The 14,092-nt window shown below is 73.6% G+C and carries 16 protein-coding genes; 9 read left to right on the forward strand and 7 right to left on the reverse strand.

All coding sequences use genetic code 11. The features are described from left to right. Positions 1 to 264: 264 nt before the first annotated feature. A complete protein-coding gene (locus LG632_RS03545; RefSeq protein WP_226725060.1) occupies positions 265 to 1,101 on the reverse strand; it encodes an NAD(P)H-binding protein in 837 nt (278 codons plus the stop codon). A gap of 123 nt (positions 1,102 to 1,224) precedes the next feature. On the opposite strand from LG632_RS03545, the gene LG632_RS03550 reads away from it, so the two are divergent. Then, positions 1,225 to 1,821, forward strand: a complete 597-nt coding sequence (locus LG632_RS03550) for a TetR/AcrR family transcriptional regulator (protein WP_226725062.1) — start codon at positions 1,225 to 1,227, stop codon at positions 1,819 to 1,821. Positions 1,822 to 1,968: 147 nt separating this feature from the next. Here LG632_RS03550 and LG632_RS03555 read toward each other — a convergent pair whose 3' ends face one another. Both LG632_RS03555 and mca read right to left on the reverse strand, forming a co-directional pair. Then, on the reverse strand, positions 1,969 to 2,202 hold the full coding sequence (locus tag LG632_RS03555) for a hypothetical protein (RefSeq protein WP_226725064.1): 234 nt from the start codon (positions 2,200 to 2,202) through the stop codon (positions 1,969 to 1,971). A 2-nt stretch (positions 2,203 to 2,204) separates the two neighbouring features. Then, positions 2,205 to 3,086 carry a mycothiol conjugate amidase Mca gene (mca, locus tag LG632_RS03560; RefSeq protein WP_226725066.1) on the reverse strand — a complete coding sequence of 294 codons (882 nt, stop codon included), beginning with the start codon at positions 3,084 to 3,086 and terminating at the stop codon, positions 2,205 to 2,207. 93 nt (positions 3,087 to 3,179) lie between these two features. Between mca and LG632_RS03565 the strand changes: the two genes are divergently transcribed. Together LG632_RS03565 and greA are read left to right on the forward strand one after the other, a co-directional pair. After that, entirely contained in the window at positions 3,180 to 3,593 is a 414-nt protein-coding gene (locus tag LG632_RS03565; RefSeq protein WP_226725068.1) for a DUF4307 domain-containing protein, read from the forward strand. 144 nt (positions 3,594 to 3,737) lie between these two features. Beyond that, positions 3,738 to 4,235, forward strand: coding sequence for a transcription elongation factor GreA (gene greA / locus LG632_RS03570; RefSeq protein WP_226725070.1), 498 nt, complete (start codon positions 3,738 to 3,740; stop codon positions 4,233 to 4,235). Between the two features lie 71 nt (positions 4,236 to 4,306). On the opposite strand, the gene LG632_RS03575 is transcribed toward greA, so the two are convergent. The 3 genes from LG632_RS03575 to ilvA form a co-directional block, all read right to left on the reverse strand. Then, positions 4,307 to 5,164, reverse strand: coding sequence for an ABC transporter permease (locus tag LG632_RS03575; protein ID WP_226725072.1), 858 nt, complete (start codon positions 5,162 to 5,164; stop codon positions 4,307 to 4,309). Further along, positions 5,161 to 6,123, reverse strand: coding sequence for an ATP-binding cassette domain-containing protein (locus LG632_RS03580; protein WP_226725074.1), 963 nt, complete (start codon positions 6,121 to 6,123; stop codon positions 5,161 to 5,163). The genes LG632_RS03575 and LG632_RS03580 overlap by 4 nt, the downstream gene beginning before the upstream one ends. Positions 6,124 to 6,298: 175 nt before the next feature. Then, a complete protein-coding gene (ilvA, locus tag LG632_RS03585) occupies positions 6,299 to 7,531 on the reverse strand; it encodes a threonine ammonia-lyase (RefSeq protein WP_226725076.1) in 1,233 nt (410 codons plus the stop codon). A gap of 179 nt (positions 7,532 to 7,710) precedes the next feature. Between ilvA and LG632_RS03590 the strand changes: the two genes are divergently transcribed. The 3 genes from LG632_RS03590 to LG632_RS03600 are packed head-to-tail and all read left to right on the forward strand — an operon-like array spanning position 7,711 to position 8,930. Beyond that, positions 7,711 to 8,199 (forward strand): MarR family winged helix-turn-helix transcriptional regulator, encoded by a 489-nt coding sequence (locus LG632_RS03590; protein ID WP_226725078.1) that lies wholly within the window; start codon positions 7,711 to 7,713, stop codon positions 8,197 to 8,199. Positions 8,200 to 8,232: 33 nt separating this feature from the next. Further along, the gene (locus LG632_RS03595; RefSeq protein WP_226725080.1) at positions 8,233 to 8,676 is read left to right on the forward strand and encodes a sigma factor-like helix-turn-helix DNA-binding protein; all 444 of its coding nucleotides are present in this window, start codon (positions 8,233 to 8,235) and stop codon (positions 8,674 to 8,676) included. Next, positions 8,673 to 8,930, forward strand: coding sequence for a hypothetical protein (locus tag LG632_RS03600; RefSeq protein ID WP_226725081.1), 258 nt, complete (start codon positions 8,673 to 8,675; stop codon positions 8,928 to 8,930). Before LG632_RS03595 ends, LG632_RS03600 begins: the two co-directional genes overlap by 4 nt. 303 nt (positions 8,931 to 9,233) lie before the next feature. On the opposite strand, the gene LG632_RS03605 is transcribed toward LG632_RS03600, so the two are convergent. Further along, the gene (locus LG632_RS03605; RefSeq protein ID WP_226725083.1) at positions 9,234 to 10,391 is read right to left on the reverse strand and encodes a cystathionine gamma-synthase; all 1,158 of its coding nucleotides are present in this window, start codon (positions 10,389 to 10,391) and stop codon (positions 9,234 to 9,236) included. Positions 10,392 to 10,497: 106 nt separating this feature from the next. On the opposite strand from LG632_RS03605, the gene LG632_RS03610 reads away from it, so the two are divergent. The 3 genes from LG632_RS03610 (at position 10,498) to LG632_RS03620 (ending at position 14,080) form a co-directional block, all read left to right on the forward strand. Further along, positions 10,498 to 11,613, forward strand: coding sequence for a hypothetical protein (locus tag LG632_RS03610; protein ID WP_226725085.1), 1,116 nt, complete (start codon positions 10,498 to 10,500; stop codon positions 11,611 to 11,613). A 144-nt stretch (positions 11,614 to 11,757) separates the two neighbouring features. Next, on the forward strand, positions 11,758 to 12,345 hold the full coding sequence (locus LG632_RS03615) for a dihydrofolate reductase family protein (protein WP_226725088.1): 588 nt from the start codon (positions 11,758 to 11,760) through the stop codon (positions 12,343 to 12,345). Positions 12,346 to 12,427: 82 nt separating this feature from the next. Then, on the forward strand, positions 12,428 to 14,080 hold the full coding sequence (locus LG632_RS03620; protein WP_226725089.1) for a M48 family metalloprotease: 1,653 nt from the start codon (positions 12,428 to 12,430) through the stop codon (positions 14,078 to 14,080). Positions 14,081 to 14,092: the final 12 nt, after the last annotated feature.

A 14,092-nucleotide genomic window follows, 5' to 3' on the forward strand; every position in this document is an offset into this window, starting at 1 on the left:
TCATCACCTGCAGCCAGCAACAGCTCCGACCCCTTGATGCGGATTGCGCCCAATGCCCTACCACATCCGTCGACTTGCGGTCCCTTGGGCCCAGCATGGCCACCTCCGGGCGGCCACCACCTCGTGAGCGTGTCGGCCCCCGTCTCAGACGGACGCGAGAGCCGCAAACTACTCGGTTGACGAGCTCACTGGCACAGTGGCACTCGAAGCAACCGACCAGCACCACGAGCCCGCCTCGCTCGCCTGCGGCGTCCGCGCCGTCGGTCACCTGAAGGCGGCCGCGTTGCGCTCGGCCCAGGTGGTGAAGGGGGTCGCGGGGCGGCCGAGGATGTTTTCGACGTCGGGGCTGACGGCCTGCTCGCGCGGGGTGGGGGTGCCGATGATGTCGAGGGTGGTGTCGGCGACCGGGGCGGGCATGAAGGTGAGCAGCTGCGCGCGGGCCTCCTCCCGCGTCTGGTGGAGGAAGGTGACCTGCTCGCCCATGGCGTCGGCGAGGGCGGCGGCGCGCTGGCGCGGGGTGGTCGGGGCGGGGCCGGTGAGTTCGTAGCAGGCCTCGGAGTGGCCGGGCTCCGTCAGGGCGGCGGCGGCCACGGCGGCGATGTCGTCGGGGTCGACGACCGGGAGGCCGACGTCGCCGAAGGGCGCGGCGACGGTCCGGCTCGCCTTGACCGACGGCGCCCAGGCGTAGGCGTTGGAGGCGAAACCGCCCGGGCGCAGGAGGGTCCAGTCGGTGCCGGAGTCCATGACGGCCCGCTCGTAGGCGGCGAAGGCCTTTCCGTGGGACAGGGAGTCCGGGCGGGTGACCACTCCCTGGGAGGACAGCAGGACGATCTTGCCGTAGTGCGCGAACGGAGCGACGACGGCGGAGGGGTCGCCGGTCATCATGAGGTCTCCCCCGACGAGCAGGAAGACCGCGTCCGCGGCGGCGGGCAGGCCGGCGGCCGGCTGGGCGGCCAGGTCGGCGGCGACGGCACGTACGCCGGTCGGGACGTCGGACCGGGTGATGCGGCGCGAAACGGCGGTCACCTCGTGTCCCTGTTCGGCCAGCAGGCGGACGAGCGTGCGGCCGACATTTCCGGTGGCACCCGTGACGACGATCATGCGGGGCTCCTCCCCATCGAAGTGTGCGAGTCAGTCAGTCAGCTGGCTGGTCAGTTAGTTAGTTGACTGACTTAGTTGCTTGGCACGGAGACTAGCACGCGTCGGGGTCGTATAGTCAGTCAGGTGACTGACTCGAAAGAAACCGCCCGCACCCGGGGCGCCGGCGCGAAGCGGCGGCGGCTCATGGAGGCCGCGGCCGACGTCGTCCACCGGCAGGGCGCCGAACGCACCACCATCGCCGACATCGCGCGCGCGGCCGAGGTACCGGTGGGCAACGTGTACTACTACTTCAAGACCAAGGACGAACTCGTCGCCGCCGCGCTGTCCGAGCACGAGCGGCACCTGAACCTGCTCGTCAGCCAGCTGGACCGGCTCCCCGGTCCCCGTGAGCGCCTCAAGGGGCTGATCGAGGGCTGGGTGGGGCAGCGGGACCTGGCCGCCCGCTACGGGTGCCCGACCGGCACGCTCGCCGCGGAGCTGGGAAAACGCGACGAGGGCGGCTTGGACGTGGAAGCGGGCAGGGTCGTCCGGATCCTGCTGCGCTGGGTGGCGGACCAGTTCCGCGAGCTCGGCCAGCCGGACCCCGAGGGCCTGGCTCTGACCCTGGTGGGCGCCTACCAGGGCATGTCCTTGCTGGCCAACGCACTGCGAGACCCGGGGGTCATGGACCGTGAGGGCGCTCGCCTGATCGCCTGGATCGATTCCCTCCATGCCGCCTGAGCCCGCGGCGCCGCGTCCCGGGGCCCTGCCCTCGGCATGCTGCGCGGCGGGGCCGCGCCCCGGGGCCCTTGCCTCGGCCCGCCGCGCGGCGGCCGGGGGCGGGGCCCCCGGCCGTCAGCGGCGTTCCCGCCGGGCGGGCGGGACGGCCTAGGCCTGGTCGGGCTCGGCGCGCCGGCGCTCGGGTCGGGAGGTGGCCTCCGGGGCTTCCTCGAAGTCGACCCGGCCCATGTGGCGGCTCATCGACTTCATCAGCATCCACACGCCGACGGCGAGCGCCGCGAAGACGACGAAGCCGAGCAGACCGGGGGTCACCTTGTTCTTGTCGAAGGTGTCCCCGGCCAGCGGGAGGAGCTGCGTGATTGCTTCCTGCGTAGCGCTCATAGCTACGCATTCTCCCGGATGCCCGCGAAGAGGTCGGACTCGGGGAGGGAGGTGTCGACGTGCGACTTGGCCAGCTCGTACTCCTCCGTCGGCCAGACCTCCTTCTGGATCTCCATCGGGACGCGGAACCAGCCGCCGTCCGGGTCGATCTGCGTGGCGTGGGCGATCAGCGCCTTGTCACGGATCTCGAAGAAGTCCGCGCACGGGATGTGCGTGGTCAAGGTCCGCTCCTTGCGCTCGAACTCCTTCCACCGCTCCAGCCACTCCCCGTACGGCGACTCCATGCCGCGGGCCAGCAGCGCCTCGTGCAGGGCGATGGTGCGCGGCTTGTTGAAGCCCTGGTTGTAGTAGAGCTTCTGCGGCTGGAAGGCCGGGCCGAACTCGTCCTCGGGGTACTTCTCGGTGTCGGCCGCACCGTCGAAGGCGACCATGGAGATCTTGTGGGTCATGATGTGGTCGGGGTGGGGGTAACCGCCGTTCTCGTCGTAGGTGGTGATCACCTGCGGGCGGAACGCGCGGATCTTCTTCACCAGCCGGCCGGCGGCCTCGTCCACGTCCTCCAGGGCGAAACAGCCCTCGGGCAGCGGGGGCAGCGGGTCGCCCTCGGGCAGGCCGGAGTCCACGTAGCCGAGCCACTCCTGCTGGACGCCCAGGATCTGGCGGGCCTCCTCCATCTCCTTGGCGCGCACCTCGTGGATGTTCTCCTCGATGTACTTGTCACCCTGGAGCTTGGGGTTCAGGATCGAGCCACGCTCACCTCCCGTGCAGGTGACGACCAGCACCGGGATGCCCTCGGAGACGTACTTGGCCATCGTGGCTGCACCCTTGCTGGACTCGTCGTCCGGGTGGGCGTGCACGGCCATCAGTCGAAGCTGCTCGGTCAAGACAGGATCCTCTGTGATTCGGCGCGATCGGCGGCTTCTATAGTGACCGAATCGGGGGACGGAAAATTCCCGCCCCTCGAGAAAGGAACGATCATGAGCGCGGTGCAGCAGGGCCTGCCGGAGGGCCGTTACGGCCGCTCGGCCGACGAGCGTGCCGACCGCAAGCTCAAGATCGTCGGATCGGTGCTGGGCGTCGCCCTGCTCGGCCTGGTCGGCTGGATCGGCTGGGACTACGTCGGCGGGCAGACCGTCAGCGCCGAGGTGATCAAGTTCGAGGTGGCCTCCGACAGCGAGGTGAAGGTCCACCTGGAGATCCGCAAGGACGCCGGGGTCACCGGGGTGTGCACCCTGAGCTCCCAGGACCGCGGCCACGACGAGGTCGGCCGTGCCGATTTCACCTTCGACCAGAAGTCCCGGCGGATCGACGAGATCGTGGTCCTGAAGACCAAGGCGCGGGCCACGAGCGTCGAGCTGGTCGGCTGCCAGGCCGCCGGCGCCGCCCGCTGACCCCGGGCGGGTCCCGGCCCGTGTCGGCCGTCAATGACACACTTCATACACGCGGTGTCCTCCCCCTTTTCTTCCCGAATTGTTAGGCTCGTGGTTTCGCCGCGATGGCGGCCATGTAGTCCCCTGTACCGACGAGGAGCACCTGTGACCCAGACGAGCGACAGCGTCACCTGGCTGACCCAGGAGGCGTACGACCAGCTCAAGGCCGAGCTGGAGTACCTGTCTGGTCCCGCACGCACGGAGATCGCCGCGAAGATCGCTGCTGCCCGTGAGGAGGGTGACCTGCGGGAGAACGGCGGTTACCACGCCGCCAAGGAGGAGCAGGGCAAGCAGGAGCTCCGCGTGCGTCAGCTGACGCAGCTCCTGGAGAGCGCCAAGGTCGGCACCGCGCCCACCGCCGACGGCGTCGTCGCGCCCGGCACCGTCGTCACCATCGCCTTCGACGGCGACCCGGACGACACCATGCAGTTCCTGCTGGCCTCGCGCGAGTACGCCTCCGACGCCATCGAGACGTACTCCCCGCAGTCCCCGCTGGGCACCGGCGTCATGGGCAAGAGGATCGGCGAGGACGCCGAGTACGAGCTGCCGAACGGCAAGAAGGCCTCGGTCCGCATCCTCGACGTCAAGCCCTTCACCGGCTGACCTCCGGGGCGCCGACCCGACCCCGACACGCCGAAGCCCCGCCGGTGATTCACCGGCGGGGCTTCGTGCGCTCAGACGGTCGCCGAGCGGTACTTGCGGACGGCCAGAGTCCGGAAGACCAGGACGATCACGACCGACCACATCACCGACGCGGCCACCGGGTGCTGCATCGGCCAGGCGTCCGGCACCGGGTAGCCCGGCGGGAGGTTGCCGAACAGCTCGCGCGCGGCCTGGACGGTCGCGCTGAACGGGTTCCACTCGGCGATGTGCCGCAGGAAGGTCGGCATGTTGTCGGACGGCACGAACGCGTTCGAGATGAACGTCAGCGGGAACAGCCAGATCAGCCCGCCGGAGGTGGCCGCCTCCGGGGTCCGCACCGACAGCCCGATGAGCGCGCCGATCCACGAGAACGCGTACCCGAGCAGGAGCAGCAGGGCGAAGCCCGCCAGCACCTCGCCGAGGCTGGTGTGGGTGCGCCAGCCCACGATCAGCGCGACGACCGCCAGCACGACCACGGTCAGCGTCGTCTGGACCAGGTCGGCCAGGGTGCGCCCGGTCAGGACCGCCCCGCGCGCCATCGGCAGCGAGCGGAAGCGGTCGATCAGGCCCTTGTGCATGTCGTCCGCGATGCCCGCGCCGGCGCCGGCGGTGGCGAAGGTGACGGTCTGGGCGAAGATGCCGGCCATCAGGAACTCGCGGTAGGCGGCCGGCGAGGTGTCGCCGCCGACGCTGATGGAGCCGCCGAAGACGTAGCTGAAGAGCACCACGAACATGACCGGCTGGATCAGCCCGAAGATCACCACTTCGGGGATCCGGAGCATCCGGATCAGGTTCCGCTTGGCGACGACCAGTGAGTCCCGCACCGACTGCACGACACCGCCGCGCGGGCGCGGGGCGGCCGGCCCGGTGGTCGTGGAGATCGTCGTCATGCGTCCTCCTCCTGCGTCAGCGCGGCCGCGTGGCCGGTCAGGGAGATGAACACGTCGTCCAGGGTGGGCCGGCGCAGACCGATGTCGTCGATCTCGATGCCCCGCGCGTCCAGCTCCCGGATGACCTCGGCGAGCAGCTTGGCGCCGCCGGTGACCGGGACGGTGATCCTGCGGGTGTGCTCCTCGACCGTCGTCGCGCCCATGCCGAAGCCGGCGAGGACCGAGCGGGCGGTGGCGATGTGGTCCCGCTCGTGGACGACGACCTCGACGCGCTCCCCGCCGGTCTGCGCCTTGAGCTCGTCGGAGGTGCCGCGGGCGATGACCTTGCCGTGGTCGACCACGCAGATGTCGTGGGCCAGCCGGTCGGCCTCCTCCAGGTACTGGGTGGTCAGCAGCAAGGTGGTGCCCCCGGCCACGAGGTCCTCGATGACGTCCCACAGCGCCTGCCGGTGCCGGGGGTCGAGGCCGGTGGTGGGCTCGTCCATGAACATCACCGGCGGCCGCACGACCAGCGCGGCCGCGAGGTCGAGCCGGCGCCGCATGCCGCCGGAGTACGTCTTGGCGGTGCGGTCGGCGGCGTCGGCGAGGTTGAACCGCTCCAGCAGTTCGCCGGCGCGGGCCTTGGCCGCCTTGGCGCTCATCTGGTACAGCTGGCCGACCATCTGGAGGTTCTCGCGGCCGGTCAGGTATTCGTCGACGGCCGCGAACTGCCCGGACAGTCCGATCGAGCGGCGCACGTCGTTGGGGTGCTTGAGGACGTCGATCCCGGCGACGACGGCCTTGCCGCTGTCGGGCTGGAGCAGGGTGGTCAGGACGCGCACGGTCGTGGTCTTGCCCGCCCCGTTCGGGCCGAGCAGCCCGAGGACGGTTCCCTCGGGAACGTCGAGGTCCACGCCGTCCAGTGCCCGTACATCGCCGAAGGTCTTCACCAGACCCTCGGCGTAGATGGCGCCTGGCATATGGATTCTCCCAGTGTGTTACCGGTGTTTCCTAGGCGAATACTAGGGTCGCGGGGGCGCCTGCGCCCGGCCGAACGGGTGATCCGTACGGGCGGGGGGACCGGCGGGTGCGACGGCACGAGGGAACCGGAACGTGCGACGGCACGGGGAGCCGGAGCGGCGGTGACGCGCGCCCTCAGTCGATGATCTTGTACCCGGCGCCGTGCAGCGCCCGCGCGACCTCCGCGCAGTGCTCCTGCCCCTGGGTCTCCAGGTGCAGCTCCACCTCCACCTCCGTGAGCCCCAGGCGCGGGTCGGTCCGCACGTGGCTCACGTCCAACACGTTCGCATCCACCACGGACAGCACCCCCAGCAGCCCGGCCAGCGCCCCCGGCCGGTCGGCCACCCGCAGCCGCAGCGACAGGTAGCGGCCGGCCGCCGCCATGCCGTGCCGCAGGATGCGCTGGAGCAGCAGCGGGTCGACGTTCCCGCCCGACAGCACGGCGACCACCGGCCCGGCCCCGTACCGCTGCGGCTCCCCCAGCAGGGCCGCGACGGGACTGCACCCGGCCGGCTCGACCACCAGCTTGGCCCGCTCCAGGCACAGCAGCAGCGCGCTGGACAGGGCGTCCTCGGAGACCGTGCGGACGTCGTCGAGCAGCTCGGCGACGATCCGGAACGGCACGTCGCCGGGCCGCCCCACCTTGATGCCGTCGGCCATGGTGACCGGCGCCTCCACCGAGACCGGGTGGCCGGCCGCCAGCGAGGGCGGGTACGCCGCCGCGCCCGCCGCCTGCACGCCCACGATCCGTACGTCGGGCCGCAGCGCCTTGACCGCGACCGCGATCCCCGCGGCCAGGCCCCCGCCGCCGATGCCGACGAGGATCGTGCTCACCTCCGGGCACTGCTCCAGGATCTCCAGGCCCACCGTGCCCTGCCCGGCGATGATGTCGGGGTGGTCGAAGGGGTGGATGAAGACGGCCCCGGTGCGCTCGGCGTACTCCTGGGCGGCGGCGAGCGTCTCGTCCACGACCTGGCCGTGCAGCCGCACCTCGGCGCCGTACTCGCGGGTCGCCGCCACCTTCGGCAGCGGCGCCCCGGCCGGCATGAAGACCGTCGCGTGCACCCCGAGCAGCGAGGAGGCCAGGGCCACGCCCTGCGCGTGGTTGCCGGCGCTGGCCGCGACCACGCCCGCCGCCCGCTCCTCCGGGCGCAGGCCCGCGATGCGCACGTAGGCGCCGCGCAGCTTGAAGGAACCGGTGCGCTGGAGGTTCTCGCACTTGAGGTGGACGGGCGCGCCCACCAGGGAGGTCAGGTGGCGGCTGCCCTCCATCGGCGTCACCCGGGCCACGCCGGAGAGCATCTTCTGGGCCCCCAGCACGTCGTCGAGGATCACCTGGGGGACGGGCTGCGGCGCGCGGTAGTTCATGCAGCAAGTCTCGCAGCCGGGCAGGGGCGAGTTCTCGCCATGCGGAATCGCCTCTCCGGGGGCCCCGGGCGCCGCGGATCCGGGTCGTACCAGTTCTCGAACGACGCGTACGGGCCGCAGTCCAGCCGCGTACGCTGTCCCCCAACCCTGTCGGACCCACGCGAAGAGAGCCCACGGCCATGCCCTCCAACCCGGCCAATTCCGACCTCCTGCTCGACGCGCTCCAGCACGAGGTGGCGGTGTTCGCGCGCCGGGCCGAGCAGACCCGCCTGGGCGGGGTCGGTCAGGCGCGCAATTCGATGGACCGCGCCGCCTACCTGCTGCTCAACCGGCTCGACCTGGAAGGCCCGATGGGCGTCAAGGCGCTCGCGGCGGGCATGGGCATCGACTCCTCGACGGTGACGCGGCAGGTCGCGCCGCTGGTCGACACGGGTCTGGTCAAGCGGACCTCGCACCCCGAGGACGGCCGGGCCGTGGTGCTGGCGCTGTCGCCGCGGGGGCTCGCCCGGCTGGAGGAGGTGCGGTGCTCGCGCCGCGAGCTGATGGCACGGGTGACCGAGGACTGGACCGAGGAGGAGCGCGCGTCCTTCACGGCGCTGCTGACCCGCTTCAACCTGTCGCTGTCGGAGCTGATGGCGGCGGTCGCCGAGGTCGGTCCGACCTCTTGACCGGGGTGGTCCCGCAGGCCGCACCATGAGGCTGTGGAGCGGGGCTACGGGGATCACGGGGACTTCTACGCCGAGTTCGAGGCGTTCGTCGCGGGCGCGGCGGGGCGGCTGCTGCAGCTGGCGGCCTTGTTGACGGCGGAACCGCCGGCCGACGCGGTGGCGGCGCGCCGGCTGCTGTCGGCGGCGCTGGCGCGGACGTACGCGGACTGGCGCCGGCTGCGCGGCGACGACCCGTACGCGGTCACCCGCGCCGAGCTGTGCACGGCCTTCGCCCGGACCGCCTGGCGCCACCACCGCGGCCGCGGCGGCGTGCTGGCGGCGCTGTCCCCGCAGGAGCGGCTGGTCCTGGTGCTCCGGGTGTACGAAGGGGTGGCCGAGGAACAGGTGGCGGCCCTGCTCGGCGTCCCCCCGGACCGCGTCCGGGCCCTGCACCACCGCGCCGCCACGGCGCTGCGCGCACACCGGGCGGCGGCGTGACGGCGTCGGCGGACCGGCGGGAGGAGGAGATCCGCCGGCTGCTGGAGAGCCGCCCGCACCCGGCGGTGCCGGCCGACCTCGCCGTCGGCGCGGCCGCCCACGGCAGCCGACTGCTCCGCCGCCGCCGAACGGTACGCCGCCTGGCCTGGCTGCTCCTGCTGGCGGCCGCGGCGGCCTTCGCGGTCTGGGCCGCCCTGACCCAGCCCTGGCACACCCCACCGGCGGGGGTGGCCCCACCCCTGGAAGGCTGGTGAGCAGCCGGGGCCGCGGACCGGCTCGGCCCCCCGTCCGACTCAGCCCGGGCCGGGGGCGCAGGGTGGGGGTGTCCGGGACGTAAAGCGTGATTTGTGGCGAAATCACAGCTGCACAGCGGGACACGCCACCCCGCCATAAATCATGCAGTCCCGGACACCCCCACCCGGAGCCCCCGGCCCCCGACCCGCCCGGGTCCGCCCCGGCCCGGGATCCGCCCCGGCCCGGGATCCGCCCCGGCCCGGGATCCGCCCCGGCCCGGGATCCGCCCCGGCCCGGGCCGGAGGCCCGGCCGGGTTCGCGGATCAGCCCAGGGCCTGGGTCAGGTCCGCGATCAGGTCGTCCACGTTCTCGATGCCCACCGACAGCCGCACCAGGTCGCCCGGGACCTCCAGCAGCGAGCCCGCCACCGACGCGTGCGTCATCCGCCCCGGGTGCTCGATCAGCGACTCGACACCGCCGAGGGACTCACCGAGGGTGAACAGCTGGGCCCGGTTGCAGACGGCCACGGCCGCCTCCTCGCCCCCGGCGACCTGGAACGAGATCATCCCGCCGAAGTCCTTCATCTGCTTCGCCGCGATCTCGTGCCCGGGGTGCTCGGGCAGGCCCGGGTAGAGGACCTTGGTGACCTTCCGGTGCCGGGTCAGCATCTCCGCGACCCGGGCCGCGTTCCGGCTGTGCCGGTCCATCCGCACCGCGAGCGTCTTGATGCCGCGCAGCACGATCCAGGAGTCGAACGGCCCGGCCACGGCCCCCATCGCGTTCTGGTGGTAGGCCAGTTCGTCACCGAGCGCCGCGTCCGCCGTCACCAGCGCGCCACCGACCACGTCGGAGTGCCCGCCCATGTACTTCGTCAGCGAGTGCACGACGACGTCCGCGCCCAGCGCCAGCGGCTGCTGCAGGTACGGCGAGGCGAAGGTGTTGTCCACGACGAGCTTGGCGCCCGCCGAGCGCGCGACGTCCGCGACGGCCGCGATGTCGGTGATGCCGAGCAGCGGGTTCGACGGGGTCTCCACCCAGATGATCTTCGTGCGGTCGTTCATCGCCGCCCGCACCGCCGCCGGGTCGGAGGTGTCGGCGACCGACCACTCCACGCCCCACCGGGCCACCACCTTGGCGAACAGGCGGAACGTGCCGCCGTACGCGTCGTTCGGGATCACCACGTGGTCCCCCGGCACCAGCAGCGTCCGCAGCAGGCAGTCCTCGGCGGCCAGCCCCGAGGCGAAGGCGAGGCCGCGCCGGCCGCCTTCGAGCGCCGCGAGGTTCTCCTCCAGGGCGGTCCGGGTCGGGTTGGCGCTGCGGCTGTACTCGTAGCCGCCGCGCAGGCCGCCCACCCCGTCCTGCTTGTACGTGGACACCTGGTAGATCGGCGGCACGACCGCGCCGGTCAGCGGGTCGGCGGTGTTGCCCGCGTGGATCGCGCGGGTCTCGAAGTTCAGGAGCTCGTGGCTGTGGTCACTCATGGGCAGAGCCTAAGCCCCCGACCCCCGCCCCGGCCCGCTGGAACGGGGCCGCGGACCGCGTGCCCCCGTTGGCCTCGGGGCCGTGCGGTCTGGTTCGCTTGGTGGCATGGAGATTCTGTGGTTCCTGATCGCGGTCGGCCTGCTGGTCGCCGCCCTCGCCCCGGTCATACGGCGCCGACGCGACGCCCTGCGTCTGGTCCCGCCGCAGCACCCCGACGCCGCCGACCCGGAGAACTACGGATTCGTCCGGCAGGAACAGCTCGACGTCCGGGTACCGGGCCCCGACCAGGACCTGATGGACGCCCTCGGGCACGTCCAGCGCACCGGCCAGTGGCAGGCCGCCTCCCAGCTCCTGGCCGGCACCCCGCGCGAGGGTGAGCGGCGCTGGCAGCGGGTGCAGGCGTTCGCCGGCGCGGCCGCGCTGGAGCTCGTGCGGACCCCGGGCACCGGCGCCGCGTGGCTGAAGGCGTGGCGGCTGGAGGCGCCCAAGGACGCGGGCGGCGCCCAGGTGCACGCGGAACTGCTGGTGCAGCAGGCCTGGCGCAACTCGGGCGGGGTGGGCTCGGACGACCACCGCATCATCCTGGAGGAGGCCCGTACGGCGTGCGGCGAGGCCGCACTGCTGGCGCCCGGAGACCCGGTCCCGTACATCGTCGAGCTGGCCGTCGCCCGTGGACTGGGCTACTCCGAGGCGGAGTTCGACGCGCTGTGGGCGAAGGTCCTGGACCGGGCGCCGGAGCACATGGGCGCGCACCTGGCGGCGCTGCACTACTGGTGCGAGAAGTGGCACGGCTCGCGGGAGAAGGCGGACGCGTTCGCGCACGCGGCGGCGGCCCGCGCCCCGCAGGGCTCGCTGCTGGCGGCGCTGCCGCTGTTCGCGGTGTACGAGCACCTGCCGGAGATCACGACGGTGCAGAGCTTCTACCGGAGCGCGGTCGTCACGCGGGCGGTGGAGGGCGCGCTGTACGCCGTCCACAGCGCCCGTCCCGACGACCCGATGCTGGCGCACGTACGCCACCTGCTCGTCTTCTTCCTGGTCCACGGCGAGCGCTGGGCGGAGGCGATGGAGCAGCTGCGGCACGTCGACGGCTGCGTCGGCGCCCTGCCGTGGTCGCACCAGTCGGACCCGGCGGAGGCGTACGCCGTCTTCCGCGCGCTGGCGGTGGCGGGCTACGAGGCCAACGGCGGCACCCCGGCGACGCTGCGGGGCTACCCGGGGTGAGGTGACGCCCGTCACTCGGTGCGCGGGGCGCGGGACGATGAGTTCCGCGCCCCGCCGCGGTCTTCCCTCACGACACGGCGGACAACAACAGCAACCGGCAACCCGCGACCCGGGACCCGGCACCCGCGACAGGAGCGAAACGGCATGCGCATCGTCATCACCGAGTTCATCAGCCTCGACGGGGTCGTGCAGGCGCCCGGCGGCCCCCAGGAGGACACCGACGGCGGCTTCGCGCACGGCGGCTGGACCGGCCCGTTCTTCGACCCCGAGGTGGTCGGCGGCGCCTTCGACGCGGCGCTGGGCAAGGCCGAGGCGCTGCTGTTCGGGCGGCGTACCTGGCAGACGATGGCGGCCGCGTGGCCGGAGCGGGCCGGGGACCCGTTCGCGGACCGGATGAACTCCGTCCCCAAGTACGTGGTCTCCCGGACCCTGGACGAGTCGGCGCTGACCTGGCAGAACACCACGCTGCTGGGCGGCGACGACCCCCTGGGGCGGATCCGGGAGCTGCGCGGGACCGAGGGCGGCGACCTGCTCGTCATGGGCAGCGCGACGCTCGCCCGGACGCTGCTGGCCGAGGGGCTGGTCGACGAGATGACGCTCATGGTGATGCCGGTCCTCCTGGGCGGCGGCAAGACGATCTTCCCGTCCGACGGCGGCAAGCGCACCCTGGAACTGGTCTCGGCCGTGACCAGCCCGGCCGGGGTCCAGGTGTGCACCTACCGCAGCCGTTAATCCCGTGCCCCGCGGCCACGGGCGCCCCCATACTCGTGCGACGCAGACGCGAGCGCGGACGAGGGGTCGGCAGGGGGCCTGGATGGTCGAGCGGATACGCGCCCTGGGGGCGCTGCTGGCCCTCGCGGGGTTCTGGCTGCTCGGGCCGGTCCTGATCGGCCTGCTCCTGTGGGGCGACGCGGCCCTGTACGGGCCGCTGCGCGGCGACGGCCTCCTCGTCGTGCTCTGGCTGCTGTCGCTGCTGCTCCTGGCGGTACTCGTCCAGGGCCTGTGGCTGCTGCGTCCGGCGTGGCGCCAGGGGCGGGCCCGGCGGGCGCAGGACGGGCCCGGCGGGCTCCGGGTCACCGCCGGTCAGGAGCCGTTGCTGTGGCGGGCGGTGCGCGAGCAGGCCGAGCGGATCGGCGCCCGGGCCCCCGAGGCGCTGGTCCTGACGGACCGGCCCGTCGCCGCCTACGACGGCCGCACCCTGCGCGTGGGCGTCCCGCTGCTCCTCGCCGTGGACGAACCGCGGGTGCGGGCCCTGCTCACGCACGAGCTCGCCCACCACGCCCACCGCGCCCGCCTCGGCACCGCCGCGGGCCGGCTCGCGCTCCGGGCCGCGGCGCGGGTCGAGCGGAGGCTGGAGGCCCTGGACGAGCGGACCGCCGAGGCCCGCCGGGGCCGGGGCCGGGACGTCGGCGACCCCGCCGACGCGCGGCCCCGCCGCGGGGCCGCCGCCGGGTACGCCTGGTACGCGCAGCTGGCCCTGCGCCTGTCGCTGCCCGCGCGGCGCCGCCAGGAGGACGCCCTGGACCGGGCCACCGCCCGGGTCGCCGGGCGGGACACCTACGCCGCCGCCCTGCGGGACCTGCCCGCCCTGGGCCTCGGCTACGGCTTCTACCTCCACGCCTACGCCACCTTGGGCGTGCCGACCGGGCTGCTGCCGCCGCGCGGCGAGTTCTTCGGCGGGCTCCCGTACCTGCTGGCGGGGCGCCGCGCCCACCTGGACGAGGTCCGCGCGGACCCGCCGTACCGCCCGGTGGAGCACGGCGATCCGCACGCCCCGCTCGCCCGCCGCCTGGCCCTGATCGCGGCCCTGCCGCCCGGGGACGAGGGCGGCGCGCCCGAGCGGCCGCGGCCCGCGGTCGACCTGCTGGCCGAGCCGCGCCGGACGCTCTCGGCCCTGGAGGAGGAGTACCTCCCGCGCCCCCTCCAGCGGCTGGAGCGGGCGGCCGACTGGGAGGACCTGGTCCACCGCAGCCTGACCGATCACCACGCCCGCGTCCGTTACACCCTCGAAGGCGCCGCCGTCGCGGCCGCCCGCGTCCACGCCCCGGCCGGGGCCGCCGGCCAGGACGGCGAGGACGGCCCCGACGGCGAGGACGGCCCCGGCGTCGAGGACGCCACCCACGGCCTGTGGGCCCTGCTGGCCACCCTCGACGCCCTCGGCGCCGACGCCGTGCCCCGCCTCGCCGACCACCTCCGCGGCCACGCCGAGGGGACGGACGACACCACCCCCGCCCCCGCCGTCGTCCGCCGGGCCCTGGAGGAGCTGGTCACGGGCGAGCTCGTGGCGCGCGGCGCCAGCCGCTGGCAGCTGTCGTGGTCCGCGCCGGCCGCCGTACGCCACCCCGGCCCGGGCTACGCGCGCCGCCTGGCGGCCGCCCTGGACGCGGCGGCCGCCCCCGCCCCGGACACGGCACCGCTGCGGGCGCTCCTGGCCGCCGGGGAATCCCGGCCGCCCCGGAGCCGTTGACCGTACCGAGGA

The sequence above is a fragment of the Streptomyces antimicrobicus genome (assembly GCF_020532625.1).
Classification (GTDB): domain Bacteria; phylum Actinomycetota; class Actinomycetes; order Streptomycetales; family Streptomycetaceae; genus Streptomyces; species Streptomyces antimicrobicus.

Bases quoted from the DNA above. Each gene is read 5' to 3' on its own strand.
- LG632_RS03590 (WP_226725078.1), top strand. From the start codon at position 7,711: ATGCCCTCCAACCCGGCCAATTCCGACCTCCTGCTCGACGCGCTCCAG.
- LG632_RS03565 (WP_226725068.1), top strand. From the start codon at position 3,180: ATGAGCGCGGTGCAGCAGGGCCTGCCGGAGGGCCGTTACGGCCGCTCG.
- LG632_RS03575 (WP_226725072.1), bottom strand. From the start codon at position 5,164: ATGACGACGATCTCCACGACCACCGGGCCGGCCGCCCCGCGCCCGCGC.
- ilvA (WP_226725076.1), bottom strand. From the start codon at position 7,531: ATGAACTACCGCGCGCCGCAGCCCGTCCCCCAGGTGATCCTCGACGAC.
- LG632_RS03605 (WP_226725083.1), bottom strand. From the start codon at position 10,391: ATGAGTGACCACAGCCACGAGCTCCTGAACTTCGAGACCCGCGCGATC.
- LG632_RS03620 (WP_226725089.1), top strand. From the start codon at position 12,428: ATGGTCGAGCGGATACGCGCCCTGGGGGCGCTGCTGGCCCTCGCGGGG.
- LG632_RS03615 (WP_226725088.1), top strand. From the start codon at position 11,758: ATGCGCATCGTCATCACCGAGTTCATCAGCCTCGACGGGGTCGTGCAG.
- LG632_RS03545 (WP_226725060.1), bottom strand. From the start codon at position 1,101: ATGATCGTCGTCACGGGTGCCACCGGAAATGTCGGCCGCACGCTCGTC.
- LG632_RS03580 (WP_226725074.1), bottom strand. From the start codon at position 6,123: ATGCCAGGCGCCATCTACGCCGAGGGTCTGGTGAAGACCTTCGGCGAT.
- LG632_RS03610 (WP_226725085.1), top strand. From the start codon at position 10,498: ATGGAGATTCTGTGGTTCCTGATCGCGGTCGGCCTGCTGGTCGCCGCC.
- LG632_RS03555 (WP_226725064.1), bottom strand. From the start codon at position 2,202: ATGAGCGCTACGCAGGAAGCAATCACGCAGCTCCTCCCGCTGGCCGGG.